Raw genomic sequence first — 14435 nt, forward strand, 5'->3', positions numbered from 1 at the left:
TTTGGGGGGGGGGGCGCGCTGTTTTGCGCGCCCCCCCCGGTCCCGTCTAACGGGCACCGTTGCTTGCTCCTTCGTCGCCTACGCAACGGCACCTGATCGACGGGACGGCCGCGAACCCGGCCGCTGCGCGTCCGGCCCCTCCCTAAGGGTCGGGGTTCGGGGTTGGGAATTCGGGTAGCGTTGGTGCATGGCCGAGGACCGACGTGGACGTGTCAAGGTTGAGACCGGACAGAAGCGAGTACGGGTCTACTTGCGCGGGAAGCTGGTGGCCGACACACTCCGGCCGCTGCTGGTCTGGGAGATCCCCTATTACCCGACCTACTACGTGCCGCTCACCGACGTGCGCGCAGACCTCGATCCGAACGGGATCACCGAGCACTCCCCCAGCCGCGGCGACGCGACGGGTTACGACGTGGCGGTCGAGGGTCTGCGCGCCGACGGTGCGGCGCTGCGCTATCTCGACTCACCGCTGCCGGAGCTGAAAGACGCTGTGCGGCTCGACATCGCCGCGTTCGACTGGTTCGAGGAAGACGAGCAGGTCTTCGCCCATCCGCGCGACCCCTATTCGCGCGTGGACATTCTCGGCAGTTCCCGGCACGTGCGGGTGGAGATCGACGGAGTCACCGTCGCGGACTCGCATTCGCCCCGGATCCTGTTCGAAACCGGTTTGCCCGCACGGTATTACCTGCCGCTGACCGATGTCCGGATGGATCTGCTGACCGCGTCGGACACCCACACCAGCTGCCCGTACAAGGGCACCGCCGACTACTGGAATGTGCGCCTCGGCGACACCGAGCACGCCGACATCGTCTGGATCTATCGCACGCCGCTGCCCGAGAGCCAGAAGGTCGCCGGCCTGGCGTGCTTCTACAACGAGAAGGTCGACATCTACCTCGACGGTGTGCGCCAGGATCGCCCGCACACACCGTTCGGCTGACTACTCGGGGATTTCGAGCACGCCCTCGTCGACGGCCCATTTGATCGACTTCTCCAGTGACGGACAGGATTCCGGCCTGCCCGGCCGGGCACCGTGTGCGGCCAACTGCGCGAAAACCGGGCAGTGCGCGTCGGGACGTTCGGTCCACTGCACCGAAGTCTGGTGTGCGCTCGACTTGCGCACCATGACCTGCGCCGAGCAGGCCTGACACCGCAGTGGCGTCAGACCGGTATCGAGATAGTGCTGTTTGTCGACCACGGTTTGCGCCCGCACCGCCGCTTGCCGCACGGGCTGATCAGCGAAATCAGGTGCCTTGGCCCAAGTCGGGCGAGGCCCCGCACGCTGCGGGGAATCGCCCGACCCGGGCTCCGCCGAAGCGAGCTGCGACGGATCGCCGGACCTTTGCGGCTCGCTCGGACTCATCTCAGACGCCTGCTTCCTCGGATTCGGCCTTGCGGCGCAGGTTCTCCGCCACCTCGGCCTCCCACGCCTGATTCGCCTTGGTCGTATCGACCTCGAACTCGAAGCGCTGGGTCATCTTCTCGGTCACCTCGGCGACGTCGACGTAGAACTGCTCGTACCAGCGACGCAGCTGGTAGACCGGCCCGTCTTCCTCGCAGAGCAGCGGGTTCTCGACCTTGGACTTGTGCTTCCAGATCTCCACGTCCTGCAGGAAGCCGTCGCCGAAGAACTTGGCCATGGTGTCGGCCAGTTTCTTCGCGGCCTCGTCGGGGATGCCCTTGGGCTTCTCGACGCTCAGGCCCCACTGCAGCACGAACGAATCCTGGCTCACCGGGTAGTGGCAGTTGATCAGCTGAACCTTGATCTCGTACCCGCTGTAGATGTTCACCAGCGGATTGATCATGTAGGACGGCCCGAAGTAGGACGCCTCCGACTTCAGCAGCGTGTCACCGCCGTGCTTGGCGGCCATGCCGACGTCGGGGCGGCCCTTGGTCTCCAGGAACTGCGTCGCCACATGCCCTTCGAAGACGTTCTTGAAGAACGTCGGGAAGGCGTAGTGGATGTAGAAGAAGTGCGCCATGTCCACGACGTTGTCGATGATCTCGCGGCAGTTGGCGCCCTCGATCAGCAACGAGTCCCAGGTCCAGTCGGTCCAGCCGCTGTTGTGGGTCTCGGTCGGATTGCCCTGTTCGTCGGTGTACGGGCCCTCGATATGCGGGATCGTGACCTCCGGGGGCGGTTCGTTGCCCTCGTGGTCGTGCCAGACGAACAGCTGACCGTTGCGCTCGAGCGTGGTCCACCTGCGGGTACGGGCCAGCGGCGGAACACGGCGCGCGTACGGAATCGCGGTGCACTTTCCGCTGGCGCCCCAGCGCCAGTCGTGGAACGGGCAGGCGATGTCGTCGCCCTTCACCGTTCCCATGCTCAGGTCGCCGCCCATATGCCTGCAATAGGCGTCGAGCACGCGGATCTGGTCGTCGGTATCGGTCCACACGACGAGCTTGGTACCGAAGATCTCGACCGCGTGCGGTTTACCGTCGCGGAACGTCGACGCCAGGCCGACACAGTGCCAGCCGCGCGCGAACCTCGTCGGCGGTGCACCGACATCGAGTTCCCTCACCTTGGGGTTGATCGCCATCCCGAACCCTCCTCGTTCACTAGAACACGTTACAAAACTGAGCCACTTCACGCCAGTTGTCCAGCGAACTTCCTTGTTGACTCCTGTTATATCCGAGGTAGGGCGATCTTCTCGACAGAAATGAGAACCTGTTCTAATCTCAGAGACGAAAAGAACCGGTTGTCGATCCGACAAGGGCAGGAGCGGGCTCCGAAATGACGCAAGAAGTGACCGAACGGGTCGAGGCACTGCTGCCGACGCTGCGTGAGCGTGCGCAGGAGGCCGAGGACCTGCGCCGCATCCCCGAAGAATCCATGAAGGCGCTGCAGGAGACCGGTTTCTTCCGGCTGCTCCAGCCCAAGCAGTGGGGCGGCCACGCGGCCGACCCGGTGGTCTTCTACGACACCGTGCGCAAGATCGCCAGCGCGTGTGGTTCCACCGGCTGGGTGTCGGGCATCATCGGGGTGCACAACTGGCACCTCGCGCTGTTCGATCAGCAGGCCCAGCAGGACGTGTGGGGCGAGGACACCGATGTGCGCATCTCGTCCTCGTACGCGCCGATGGGAGCGGGACAGGCCGTCGACGGTGGTTACATCGTGCGCGGCTCGTGGGCTTGGTCCTCGGGTTCCGATCACGCCACCTGGGCGGTGCTTGGCGGTCCGGTGATCAAGAACGGCAAGCCGGTCGACTTCGGCAGCTTCCTGATCCCGCGCTCGGACTACCGCATCGATGACGTCTGGAACGTCGTCGGCCTGCGCGGCACCGGCTCCAACACCGTCGTCGTCGAGGACGTCTTCGTCCCGTCGCACCGGTTCCTGAGCTTCCGCGCCATGAGCGAGGGCCGCGCGCCGGGCCTCGAGCAGAACACCGACGCGGTCTTCAAGATGCCGTGGGGCACCATCCACCCCACCACCATCTCCACGCCGATCGTCGGCATGGGCTACGGCGCCTACGAGGCGCACGTCGAGCACCAGGGCAAGCGCGTGCGCGCGGCCTTCGCCGGCGAGAACGCCAAGGACGATCCGTTCGCCAAGGTGCGCGTCGCCGAGGCGGCCAGCGACATCGACGCCGCATGGCGTCAGCTCTCGGGCAATGTCGCCGAGGAGTACGCGCTGCTGCAGGCGGGCCAGGAAGTGCCGTTCGATCTGCGCGTACGCGCCCGCCGCGACCAGGTCCGCGCGACCGGCCGGGTGATCGCCTCGATCGACAAGCTCTTCGAGTCCTCCGGCGCCACCGCGCTGGCCAACGGCACACCGCTGCAGCGCTTCTGGCGTGACGCGCATGCCGGGCGAGTGCACGCGGCCAACGATCCCGAGCGCGCCTACGTCATGTACGGCACGCACGAGTTCGGGCTGCCCGTCACCGACGCCATGGTGTAGCCGATGACCCGGACCGCTGAACTGACCCACGAATCGACCTCACGCTTCGCGCAGGTCACCCCCGATCTGAAGCTGCACTACCACGAAGCCGGAGTGGGCAACGGGCCGACGATCGTGCTGCTGCACGGTGGTGGACCCGGCGCCTCGGCATGGTCGAACTTCGCCCGCAACATCCCGGTACTGGCCGAGCACTATCACGTGATCGCGCCTGATCAGCCCGGTTACGGCAAGTCGGACAAGCCGATCGACCACCCCCAGTACTTCGTGCACAGCTCGAACGCACTGCTCGCACTGCTCGATCACCTGGAGATCACCGACCGGGTGCACCTGCTCGGCAACTCCCTCGGCGGCGGCGCCTCGGTGCGGTTCGCGCTCGACCACCCCACGCGCGCGGGCAAACTCGTGCTGATGGGTCCGGGCGGGCTGAGCACCAACCTGTTCGCGCCCGACCCCACCGAGGGCGTGAAGCTGCTCTCGCGGTTCACCTACGAGCCGACCAGGGACAACCTGGAGAAGTTCCTGCGGATCATGGTCTTCGACCAGTCCCTGGTGACCGACGAGCTCATCGACGAGCGGTTCGCCCTCGCCAACACCCCCGAATCGCTGGCCGCGATGAAGGCGATGGGCAAGTCCTTCGCCGGCGCCGACTTCGAGAAGGGCATGCTGTGGCGTGACGCGTACAAGCTGCGTCAGCCGGTGCTGTTGATCTGGGGTCGCGAAGATCGGGTGAACCCCCTCGACGGCGCGCTCGTGGCCACCAAGGTGATCCCGCGCGTCCAGCTGCACGTGTTCGGTGGCTGCGGGCACTGGGCACAGCTGGAGAAGTTCGACGAGTTCAACCGGCTCACCGTCGATTTCCTCGGGGAGAAGTAATGAGCATCCGCGCCCTGGGCTACATGCGCATCGAGGCCACCGACATGGCGGCCTGGCGCGAGTACGGCCTCAAGGTTCTCGGCATGATGGAGGGCACCGGGCTCGACCCCGACGCGCTCTACCTGCGCATGGACGATTTCGCCGCGCGACTGGTGATCGTTCCCGGCGAGCAGGACCGGCTGCTGGTCTCGGGCTGGGAGGTCACCGACGGCCCCGGCCTGCAACAGCTGCGGGAGACCCTGAGCAAGGCCGGAGTCGCCTTCACCGAGGGCACCAAGGAAGAGCTCGGTGAGCGTCGCGTCGAGGGCATGATCCGGTTCCAGGATCCGTCCGGAAACACCCTCGAGGCGTTCTACGGCGCGCAGTACCTGGGCCGACGCTTCGTGAGCCCCTACGGCCACAAGTTCGTCACCGCCGAGCAGGGGCTGGGCCACGTGGTTCTCACCTGCACCGACGATGCCGCGGCACAGGCGTTCTACCAGGACATCCTGGGCTTCCGGCTGCGCGACTCCATGCGGCTGCCGCCGCAGATGGTCGGCCGTCCCGCCGACGGCGACCCGGCCTGGCTGCGCTTCTACGGCTGCAACCCGCGCCACCACGCGCTGGCGTTCCTGCCGCTGCCGAACCCCACCGGCATCGTGCACCTGATGGTCGAGGTGGAGAACTCCGACGACGTCGGCCTCTGTCTGGACCGCGCCTATCGCAAGAAGGTGAAGATGTCGGCCACCCTCGGCAGGCACATCAACGACAAGATGCTGTCCTTCTACATGAAGACTCCCGGCGGATTCGACATCGAATTCGGCTGTGAAGGACTGGAAGTCGACGACCACGACTGGATCGCCCGCGAATCGACCGCGGTGAGCCTGTGGGGTCACGACTTCACTGTCGGATTCAAGCAGCAATAGGAACGGGCGGCGAAGGACATGACTGAACAGATACCGGCGATCGACGGCCGGCAGTTCCGCACCGTGCTGGGACAGTTCTGCACCGGCATCACCGTGATCACCGCGCTCGATCCGGACGGTGAGCCCATCGGGTTCGCCTGCCAGTCCTTCGCCGCGCTCTCCCTCGACCCGCCCCTTGTGCTGTTCTGCCCCACCAAGGGGTCGCGGTCGTGGGCGGCGATCGAGGCGGCGGGCAAGTTCTGCGTGAACGTGCTCTCCGAGGAACAGCAGCCGACGTGCGCGCGCTTCGGCTCACGCGAGACCGACAAGTTCGCCGGCGTCGGCTGGCACACCTCCGAACTCGGCGTTCCGGTGATCGATGATTCGCTGGCCACCATCGAATGCACGGTCGACTCCGTCGTCGACGGCGGCGACCACTACATCGTGATCGGCCGGGTCCACGCGCTCTCGGAATCGGCCACCACCGGCGGCCGTCCACTGCTGTTCTACCGCGGCCAGTACACCGGCATCGAGCCGGACAAGACCACTCCCGCCCCCTGGCGCGCCGACCTCGACCACTTCCTCACCACCACCAGCCTCGACACCTGGCTGTGAATCGACCAGCCTGAGCAGGCGGTCGGTGCCGTGAACTGTTGTCAGCTCACCTCGCGGTGATCAGTGCGGTCAGCAGCGCGGACGACAGTGCCGCGGCGTTGTCCTCCTCGGTGTCCCAGCTGCGGGTGGTGACGGTCATCGCGGCCGAACGCGGTGCACCGAGACAGTGCGGGGCGAACGCGGTGAAGAATTCGTGCGGATCGAGCAGGGTCTCCGGCGTGTGGACACCGGGGCTCTTCGCTCGCAGCAGTGCCGCGACCGCCAACGGCACGCCGGTGTTGTCGGCCATCGTCAGACCGGGGACCTGACACAGCGCCGTGGCGGCGGTCGCGGCCACTCCAGCCCGCAGGCCCGTCGCGACGGCGAACAGCGGTGGCAGGCCACCGGCGGTGATCAGTTTCGCCGGATCGGCGGGGAGGAGTCGTTCGACGCGGGCTGCCACCGCCGCCGCCTGATCGAGCGTCAACAGGCGAGCGCCCATCACCCAGCGCAGTGCCAGCAGCGCTGCCGAGGTCGAGCGGTCGCCGACGACCACGGTGGTCGCGTCGCGGAGTTCGGGGAAGGCTCGCGCCACGGTGATCGCCTCCGGGTGACCGAAGCTGCGGCCTTCGCCGGTGCCGAGGCCCGGGTAGTCGATGCGCATCCGTTCCAGCGCCGGGCGCTGGGCGCGCACGCCGTCGCGGATGACCGGAATGTCACCGGCGATCTGCCGCATGCCGTGCACCACGGCCGCGGTCGCCCCCGGACCGGCCGGTTCGGTGTGCGCGGAGTGAATGTTCCAGCCGGTGACCACGGAGTCGACCCGGTCGAGTTCCCGGCCCGCCAGCACGGCGAGCAGATTGGCGATTCCGGGGCTGGCGCCCATGCCGACCAGCGCTGTCACCCCCGCCCCGCGCGCCGCCACGTCCAGTTCCAGCATGTCCATGGTCGGCTGGGGATCGTCGCAGATGTCGATGTAGTCGCAGCGCGCGGCGATCGCCGCCGCCAGGATCGGTGGGCCGAAGCGGAAATATGGGCCGACGGTATTCACCACCAGGTCGAAATCCCGCATCGTCGCGGTCAGCGCCGGGCCGTCGGTGGCGTCCAGGCGACACGCGGTGACGCCCAGTTCGGCGGCGAGCGCGCGCGCCGCGGCTTCGTCCCGGTCGGCGATCGTCAGTGCCGTCACGCTGTCGTCGCCGTGCATGATGCGGGCGGCGACCCTGCCCATCTCCCCTGCCCCGCCCAGTGCCAGAACTCGCATGACTGCCTCCCCGTCGAATATATTGACTAACATGACAGTAAATAAAGTCGGGCGGCCGAGCAAGGCCAAGGAGCGAATCGGTCAGATCCTGCGGGCCGCTCATTCCGTCGTGGCGACCGACGGTTTCGCCGACACGACACTGTCGCGAGTGGCCGCGGCGGCCGGGGTCCAGCGCACGCTGGTGCTGCACTATTTCGGCAGCAGAGACGGGCTGATGCGGGCCTTCGTCACCGAAGCCGTCGCCGCGTACGGTGACGCGCAACTGCGGCTGGGCGCCGAGGGGCCGATCGAGGATCGCGTGGCACGGATGTTCGCACCGGGCGCTTACGGAACCCGCGACGACCTGGTGGTGTGGAGCGAATTGGTGAATCTCGCGGCACGCGACGAGGTGGTCCGCCACAGCCTCCGGGAGCTGTGGACCGAGCGGTGGCTACCCGAACTGGAGCGACAGCTCGCCGCCGCGTACCCGGCCGCCCCGGAGGATCGCGTCGCGACCAGCGCTTACGGGCTCGCGTGCCTGTTCGAGGCGCACTGGGCATTTCACCTGCAAGGAGTCGTCGATTCCCTCCGGACCGAGCAGGCCACCCGAGCCGCCGACGCCCTACTGGCGACACTCGAACCGGAGTGAATTCAAAGTGCTCATTCGGTGAGCGCTTTGAGTCGGAGGATAGATGGCATGGACATCGAATTCATCACCTGCCCCGACGCCGAAGCCTGGGACACCTGGCTGGCGGCGAACCACGCCGACGCCCGCGACGTGTGGGTGCTGATCTCGAAGAAGAACGCCCCCGAGAAATCGGTGACGATCAGCGAAACCCTGGACGGCGCACTCTGCTACGGCTGGATCGACAGCCATCGCCGCAGCCTCGACGCCCACCACTACTTGCAGCGATACTCGCCGCGTCGAGCACGGAGCCCCTGGTCGCAGGTCAACGTCGCCAAGGCCGAAGCTCTCATCGCCGCGGGGCGGATGCGCCCGGCCGGGTTCGCGGCCATCGAAGCGGCGTGCGCCGACGGCCGCTGGGCGGGCGCATACGAACCTCAGCGCACCGCCGAACCGCCCGCCGACTTCCTCGCCGCGCTCACCCCTGAGGCCGACGCCGCCTACCGGGCCCTCACCCGCACCGAGCGGTACCTGCTGTTTCTCCCCGTCCTCAAATCGAGCACCCCCACCGATCGCGCCGACCGCATCGTCCAAGCGATCGCCGCACTCGAAAAATGATCACCAGGCCACCGGAGTTCTCACGCTCCGGCGACCTGGTGATCAGTGGTCCAGATCAGGCGATACGCAGGGCGACGTCGCTGAGGACAGGGGCATCGTCTCGTTCGACCACGGTGACGACCGCGATCAACTGGTCGCCCTCGCGCCACACCTTGGTGCGCAGGGTCTCACCCGGGTAGAGCACGCCGGCGAACTTGGCCCGGAAACCGCCGACCCGGCCCGCGTCACTGTCGAGCAGAGCGTCGGTGATGGCCTTGCATACCGTGCCGTAGGTGCACAGCCCGTGCAGGATCGGGGCGGGAAAACCTGCGCCACGGGCGAATTCGGGATCCGAATGCAGCGGGTTGCGATCGCCGGAGAGGCGGTACAGCAGGGCCTGCTGCGGCAACGTGGGGGTGAGCAGTTCCGCGTCGGGGGCGCGATCGGGCAGTTCGGTGCGGGCGCTCGGGCCGCGCTCGCCGCCGAAGCCGCCCTCGCCCTTGGCGAAGATGGAGGACCGCACAGTCCACAGCGGTTCACCGTCGGACCCGGTGACGGTGTGCTCCTGCACGATCACCGCGTTGGCGCCCTTGTCCCAGATCTCGGCGATCCGGCCGACCGAGACCGCCTTGCCGGTGGCGGGAATCGGCTTGTGCACCTCCACTTCCTGGTGACCGTGCACGACCTTGGCCAGGTCGATCTCGATACCGGGGAAGCTCACTCGCGGCGGCTCGGTTTCGCCGAGGGTCGGCGCCACCGTCGCGAACGTGGGCAGCACCTGGGGTGCGCGATCGTCGAGGTAGGCCAGCTCGGCCGGGTCGGTCGGGCGGGCGCCCGCGCCGAGGCCCAGGTGGTAGAGCTGCACGTCGGTGGGTGTCCAACTGAACTCGCGCGCGGGCAGAGTCGCGCCGAGCGCGGTCGCTAGATCAATGGGCACGGTCTTCTCCTGTGGGTGTTGGCTTGTCCGCCGAGCCCGTCGTGGCAACGTCGAGCACGGCGAGATAGCCGATCGTGATCGTCGGGCTGACGCTCATGCGCTCGCCTTCGCCGAGTCGGCCGTCTTCCTGGCGACGATGTCGAGCACAGCCAGGTAGGCGAAGGTGATCGCGGGGCCGATGGTGGCGCCGGGGCCCGCGTAGGTGTGGCCCATCACCGGCGAGCTGGTGTTGCCCGCGGCGTAGAGGCCGTCGATGACGGAATCGTCCTCGCGCAGCACACGCGCGGCGGTATCGGTGACGAGGCCGCCCTTGGTGCCGAGGTCGCCGGGCACCATCTTCGCCGCGTAGAACGGGCCCTGCGACAGTTCGGCCAGGCACGGGTTCGGCTTCACGGTCGGGTCGCCGTAGTAGCGGTCGTAGTGGCTGTTGCCGCGGCCGAAGTCCTCGTCCTTGCCCGCGGCGGCGAAGCCGTTGAAACGCTCGATCGTCGAGGTCAGGTTGTCCACGGGCACGCCGATGCGCTCGGCCAGCTCCTGGATCGTGTCGGCCTTGACGATGTAGTCGTTCTCCATCCAGCGTGACGGAAAGCGCTGTCCCGGTTGCAGGCCCGCGAAGATGTAGCGGTTGCGGTAGCGCTGGTCGAACACCAGCCAGGACGGCACGTTCTCGCCGGGGCCCGCGCCCTGCCCGTACTCACCGCCGTACATGGTGTGCACCGCCTCGACGTAGGGGGCGGACTCGTTGCCGAACCGTTCGCCCCGGTCGTTGACCATGATGGTGCCGGGCAGGTTGCGCTCGGCCAGGGCGAACCAGGGCTTGCCGCCCTTGAAGATCGTCGGACCCCACCAGGCGTCCTCCATGAATCCGACCGTCGCACCCGCTGCCATACCCGCGACGATGCCATCGCCGGTGTTGGCCGCGGCACCGGTTGTCCACTCAGTGGTTATCGGCTGACGCTGGTACTTGGCCCGCATGTCGGCATTGTGCTCGAACCCGCCCGCGCCGAGGATCACGCCGTAGCGCGCGGTGAAGGTGACCGGTTCGCCGTCGACGGTGGCCTTGACCCCGGTGACCTTGCCGTCGGTGACCACCAGGTCGGTGAGTGGGGTGTTGAGCAGCACCGGCACGCCCGCGTCGAGCAGGCCCTTGCGCATGGCGGCGATGATGGCCTGCCCCATGCCGAGCAGATGCTTGCCGGTCCACTTGGCCAGGTAGGTGCGCGCGCCGACGCGCAGCGCCCGCATCGCACCCTTGGGGTGACGGCGGATCAGGTTGAGCCGCACGAAGTCGGCCTGCATGACGACCACGTTCAGCGGCGCCTTGGCGTAGGGCGGTTCCAGATTGGCCAGTTCCGCGCCGAGCACCTTGCCGTTGAACGGCGTCGGCTCGCACGAGCGTCCCTGGCCGAGCCCGCCCGGGGCCTCGGGGTAGTAGTCGGAGTAGCCGGGAACCCACTTCATCTTCAGCGGGGTGTGGTCGAGGACGAAGTCGAACGCCTCGGCGCCACGATCGAGGTAGGTGTCGATCTTCTCGGCGGGCACCACGTCGCCGATGATGCTGTGCAGGTAGGTGCGCGCGTCCTCGCGGTCGTCGGGGCGGCCCGCGGCGAGCAACGCCTTGTTGCCCGGAATCCAGACGCCACCGCCGGATCGGGCCGTCGACCCGCCGTAGTGCGCGGCCTTCTCCAGCAGCACAACGCTCAGTCCCTTGTGCGCCGCCGCGAGGGCGGCGGTCATCCCGGCGGCGCCGCTACCGACGACCACGACATCGTATTCCCGATCACTCATGTAGAACACGTTATAGAAGGGTCCGGGCGTTTGGACAGATAAAAATAGAACTCAGTAGAACATGTTGCAGAAATCACCAGATGTAGCGTTGTATTGTCAGGTGAACGGCTGATGCTGGACTGGAAAACCGGTTACAGTTTTGACGTCTAGATCCTTCCGACCGTGCTGCCAAGGAGGTCCGCGTGCTGCCTGACGCGGTACGAACCCATCTCGCCGACGAACTGGCCCGCGCCGAAGACGAGCGCGTCGCCGTGCCGCCGCTCGTCGACCGGTTCCCCGATATCGATGTGGTCGACGCCTACGAGATCCAGCTGCTCAACATCCAGCGCAGGCTCCGGTCCGGCGCGAAGGTCGTCGGGCACAAGGTGGGGCTGTCGTCGAAGGCGATGCAGGAGATGATGGGCGTCGACGAGCCCGACTACGGTCACCTGCTCGCCGACATGGAGGTCTACGAGGACGTCCCCGTCGACACCTCGAAGTTCCTGCTGCCGCGGGTGGAGGTCGAGGTCGGATTCGTGCTCGGCGCCGACCTGCCCGGCGAGGACTGCACCGAGGCCGACGTGCTGGCCGCGACCGTCGCGTACGCGCCCTCGATCGAACTCATCGACTCGCGCATCAACGACTGGAAGATCGGCCTGACCGACACCATCGCCGACAACGCCTCCTCGGCCGGGTGGGTGCTCGGCAAAGAACGCGTCGCACCCGGCGACATCGACATCAAGGCCATCGACGCCGTACTCACCCGCAACGGCGAGGTCATCGCCGAGGGCCGCAGCGACGCGGTGCTGGGCGATCCGGTGATCGCCGTCGCGTGGCTGGCGCGCAAGGTCGCGACCTTCGGGGTGCGGTTGAAGAAGGGCGACATCGTGCTGCCCGGTTCCTGTACCCGCGCCATCGACGCCCGCCCCGGTGACGACTTCCGCGCCGAGTTCACCGGACTCGGTTCCGTCCGTTTGCGTTTCAGCTGAACCAGACTTCCCAAGGAGTACACCGTGACCAGCAAAGTCACCGCCGCGATCGTGGGGTCCGGCAACATCAGCACCGATCTGCTCTACAAGCTGCTGCGCTCGGACAAGATCGAGCCGCGCTGGATGATCGGCATCGACCCGGATTCGGAGGGGCTGAAGCGGGCACGCGGGCTTGGTCTGGAAACCTCCGCCGAGGGCGCGGACTGGCTGCTCGCCCTCGACGAGAAGCCGGACCTGCTGTTCGAGGCCACCTCCGCCTACGTGCACCGCGCGTACGCGCCGAAATACGAGGCCGCGGGTATCCGCGCCGTCGACCTCACCCCGGCCGCCGTCGGCCCGGCCGTGATCCCCCCGGTGAACCTGGATTCGCTGCGGGACGCGGCGAACGTCAACATGATCACCTGCGGTGGCCAGGCCACGATTCCGATGGTCAACGCGGTCTCGCGGGTTGTCCCGGTGTCCTACGCCGAGATCGTGGCCTCGGTGTCCTCGGTGTCGGCCGGTCCGGGTACCCGCGCGAACATCGACGAGTTCACCAAGACCACCTCCCGGGGTGTGGAGACCATCGGTGGCGCCGAACGCGGTAAGGCCATCATCATCCTGAACCCGGCCGAGCCGCCGATGATCATGCGCGACACCATCTTCTGCGCCATCCCCGAGGACGCCGATCGCGACGCGATCTCCGAGTCGATCTTCCGGATGGAGAAGTCCATTCAGGAGTACGTGCCCGGCTACCGGCTGCTCAACGACCCGCAGTTCGACGACCCGTCGCTGGTATCCGGCGGCTTGGCGAAGGTGTCGATCTTCGTCGAGGTCGAGGGCGCGGGCGACTTCCTGCCGCCGTACGCGGGCAACCTCGACATCATGACGGCCGCGGCCACCAAGGTCGGCGATGTGCTGGCCGATCAAATCCTCTCAGCTCGGGTGTAAGGAGATTCGACCATGAACAACATCCTGCAGCCCTTCTCGGGCGAACTCGATGTGCGCGTCACCGATACTTCACTGCGTGACGGCTCGCACCACAAGCGCCACCAGTTCACCGTGACCGAGGTTCGCGACATCGTCGGCGCACTCGACGCGTCCGGTGTCCCGGTCATCGAGGTCACCCACGGTGACGGCCTGGCCGGGTCCTCGTTCAACTACGGTTTCTCCAAAACCCCTGAGCAGGAACTGATCAAGGCTGCCGCGGAAACCGCCAAGCAGGCCAAGATCGCGTTCCTCATGCTGCCCGGCGTCGGCGTCAAGGAAGACATCAAGATCTCCCAGGACAACGGCGCGTCCATCTGCCGGATCGCCACCCACTGCACCGAAGCAGACGTCTCCATCCAGCACTTCGGCTACGCCCGTGATCTCGGCCTGGAGACCGTCGGCTTCCTCATGATGGCCCACTCCACCACGCCGGAGAACCTGGCCGAGCAGGCCCGCATCATGGCCGACGCGGGTTGCCAGTGCGTCTACGTCGTCGATTCCGCGGGCGCGCTCGTCCTCGAGCAGGTCTCCGACCGCGTCTCGGCCCTGGTCGCCGAACTCAGCGACGACGCCCAGGTCGGCTTCCACGGCCACGAGAACCTCGGCCTGGCCGTGGCGAACTCGGTGTACGCCGTGCGCGCGGGCGCCACCCAGATCGACGGCTCGGCTCGCCGCTTCGGCGCGGGCGCGGGCAATCTGCCGGTCGAAGCCTTCATCGGCGTCTGCGACAAGCTCGGTATCAAGACCGGCGTCGACTTCTTCGCCGTCACCGACGCCGCCGAAGACGTGGTCCGCCCGGCCATGCCGTCGGAATGCCTGCTCGACCGTCAGGCCCTGATGATGGGCTACGCGGGTGTCTACTCCAGCTTCCTGCGCCACGCCGAACGCCAAGCCGAACGCTACGGCGTCTCCGCCGCCGAAATGCTCGTCCGCGCGGGCAAGCGCAAGCTCGTCGGCGGCCAGGAAGACCAGCTCATCGATATCGCCCTGGAACTCCAGCGCGAAGCTTCGGTCACCGCCTGATAGTTCCCCACCCAGCACCGGGCCGGCAGACATCCTGCC

Annotated in this window: 15 protein-coding genes; 10 read left to right on the forward strand and 5 right to left on the reverse strand. The window is 67.2% G+C overall.

The genetic code is table 11. The features are described from left to right. Nucleotides 1–187: 187 nt before the first annotated feature. Complete coding sequence (locus tag ACFULV_RS34620; protein ID WP_378664282.1) at nucleotides 188–937, forward strand: DUF427 domain-containing protein; 750 nt, start codon at nucleotides 188–190, stop codon at nucleotides 935–937. Here ACFULV_RS34620 and ACFULV_RS34625 read toward each other — a convergent pair whose 3' ends face one another. Together ACFULV_RS34625 and ACFULV_RS34630 are read right to left on the reverse strand one after the other, a co-directional pair. Beyond that, a complete protein-coding gene (locus tag ACFULV_RS34625) occupies nucleotides 938–1360 on the reverse strand; it encodes a hypothetical protein (RefSeq protein WP_378664285.1) in 423 nt (140 codons plus the stop codon). 1 nt (nucleotide 1361) lies between these two features. Beyond that, on the reverse strand, nucleotides 1362–2537 hold the full coding sequence (locus ACFULV_RS34630) for a Rieske 2Fe-2S domain-containing protein (RefSeq protein WP_378631627.1): 1176 nt from the start codon (nucleotides 2535–2537) through the stop codon (nucleotides 1362–1364). Nucleotides 2538–2731: 194 nt separating this feature from the next. Between ACFULV_RS34630 and hsaA the strand changes: the two genes are divergently transcribed. The 4 genes from hsaA to hsaB are packed head-to-tail and all read left to right on the forward strand — an operon-like array spanning nucleotide 2732 to nucleotide 6267. Further along, complete coding sequence (hsaA, locus tag ACFULV_RS34635; RefSeq protein WP_378631625.1) at nucleotides 2732–3895, forward strand: 3-hydroxy-9,10-secoandrosta-1,3,5(10)-triene-9,17-dione monooxygenase oxygenase subunit; 1164 nt, start codon at nucleotides 2732–2734, stop codon at nucleotides 3893–3895. A gap of 3 nt (nucleotides 3896–3898) precedes the next feature. Continuing rightward, nucleotides 3899–4768 carry a 4,5:9,10-diseco-3-hydroxy-5,9,17-trioxoandrosta-1(10),2-diene-4-oate hydrolase gene (gene hsaD, locus ACFULV_RS34640; protein WP_378664288.1) on the forward strand — a complete coding sequence of 290 codons (870 nt, stop codon included), beginning with the start codon at nucleotides 3899–3901 and terminating at the stop codon, nucleotides 4766–4768. Further along, nucleotides 4768–5673 carry an iron-dependent extradiol dioxygenase HsaC gene (hsaC, locus tag ACFULV_RS34645; protein WP_378631622.1) on the forward strand — a complete coding sequence of 302 codons (906 nt, stop codon included), beginning with the start codon at nucleotides 4768–4770 and terminating at the stop codon, nucleotides 5671–5673. Before hsaD ends, hsaC begins: the two co-directional genes overlap by 1 nt. 18 nt (nucleotides 5674–5691) lie before the next feature. Next, nucleotides 5692–6267, forward strand: coding sequence for a 3-hydroxy-9,10-secoandrosta-1,3,5(10)-triene-9,17-dione monooxygenase reductase subunit (hsaB, locus tag ACFULV_RS34650; RefSeq protein ID WP_378631620.1), 576 nt, complete (start codon nucleotides 5692–5694; stop codon nucleotides 6265–6267). A 46-nt stretch (nucleotides 6268–6313) separates the two neighbouring features. Here the strand turns inward: hsaB and ACFULV_RS34655 are convergent, their stop codons facing one another. Further along, nucleotides 6314–7510 (reverse strand): saccharopine dehydrogenase family protein, encoded by a 1197-nt coding sequence (locus ACFULV_RS34655; protein ID WP_378664290.1) that lies wholly within the window; start codon nucleotides 7508–7510, stop codon nucleotides 6314–6316. Between the two features lie 31 nt (nucleotides 7511–7541). Between ACFULV_RS34655 and ACFULV_RS34660 the strand changes: the two genes are divergently transcribed. After that, a complete protein-coding gene (locus ACFULV_RS34660; RefSeq protein ID WP_378664293.1) occupies nucleotides 7542–8138 on the forward strand; it encodes a TetR/AcrR family transcriptional regulator in 597 nt (198 codons plus the stop codon). Between the two features lie 48 nt (nucleotides 8139–8186). Beyond that, on the forward strand, nucleotides 8187–8732 hold the full coding sequence (locus ACFULV_RS34665) for a YdeI family protein (RefSeq protein WP_378664295.1): 546 nt from the start codon (nucleotides 8187–8189) through the stop codon (nucleotides 8730–8732). A gap of 55 nt (nucleotides 8733–8787) precedes the next feature. Here ACFULV_RS34665 and ACFULV_RS34670 read toward each other — a convergent pair whose 3' ends face one another. Continuing rightward, a complete protein-coding gene (locus ACFULV_RS34670; protein ID WP_378664298.1) occupies nucleotides 8788–9648 on the reverse strand; it encodes a MaoC/PaaZ C-terminal domain-containing protein in 861 nt (286 codons plus the stop codon). Between the two features lie 93 nt (nucleotides 9649–9741). Further along, nucleotides 9742–11445 carry a 3-oxosteroid 1-dehydrogenase gene (gene kstD, locus ACFULV_RS34675; protein WP_378631612.1) on the reverse strand — a complete coding sequence of 568 codons (1704 nt, stop codon included), beginning with the start codon at nucleotides 11443–11445 and terminating at the stop codon, nucleotides 9742–9744. Nucleotides 11446–11618: 173 nt separating this feature from the next. Between kstD and ACFULV_RS34680 the strand changes: the two genes are divergently transcribed. Genes ACFULV_RS34680 through dmpG form a run of 3 tightly spaced genes read left to right on the forward strand, consistent with a single transcriptional unit; the run spans nucleotide 11619 to nucleotide 14396 of the window. Continuing rightward, entirely contained in the window at nucleotides 11619–12404 is a 786-nt protein-coding gene (locus ACFULV_RS34680; RefSeq protein WP_378664301.1) for a 2-keto-4-pentenoate hydratase, read from the forward strand. A 24-nt stretch (nucleotides 12405–12428) separates the two neighbouring features. Continuing rightward, nucleotides 12429–13334 carry an acetaldehyde dehydrogenase (acetylating) gene (locus ACFULV_RS34685; protein WP_378631609.1) on the forward strand — a complete coding sequence of 302 codons (906 nt, stop codon included), beginning with the start codon at nucleotides 12429–12431 and terminating at the stop codon, nucleotides 13332–13334. A 12-nt stretch (nucleotides 13335–13346) separates the two neighbouring features. After that, nucleotides 13347–14396: a 4-hydroxy-2-oxovalerate aldolase gene (gene dmpG / locus ACFULV_RS34690; protein WP_378664304.1), complete on the forward strand. Its 1050-nt coding sequence runs from the start codon at nucleotides 13347–13349 to the stop codon at nucleotides 14394–14396. Nucleotides 14397–14435: the final 39 nt, after the last annotated feature.

Origin of the sequence: Nocardia sp. NPDC057272 (genome assembly GCF_042668615.1) — a bacterium.
Taxonomy (GTDB): Bacteria; Actinomycetota; Actinomycetes; order Mycobacteriales; family Mycobacteriaceae; genus Nocardia.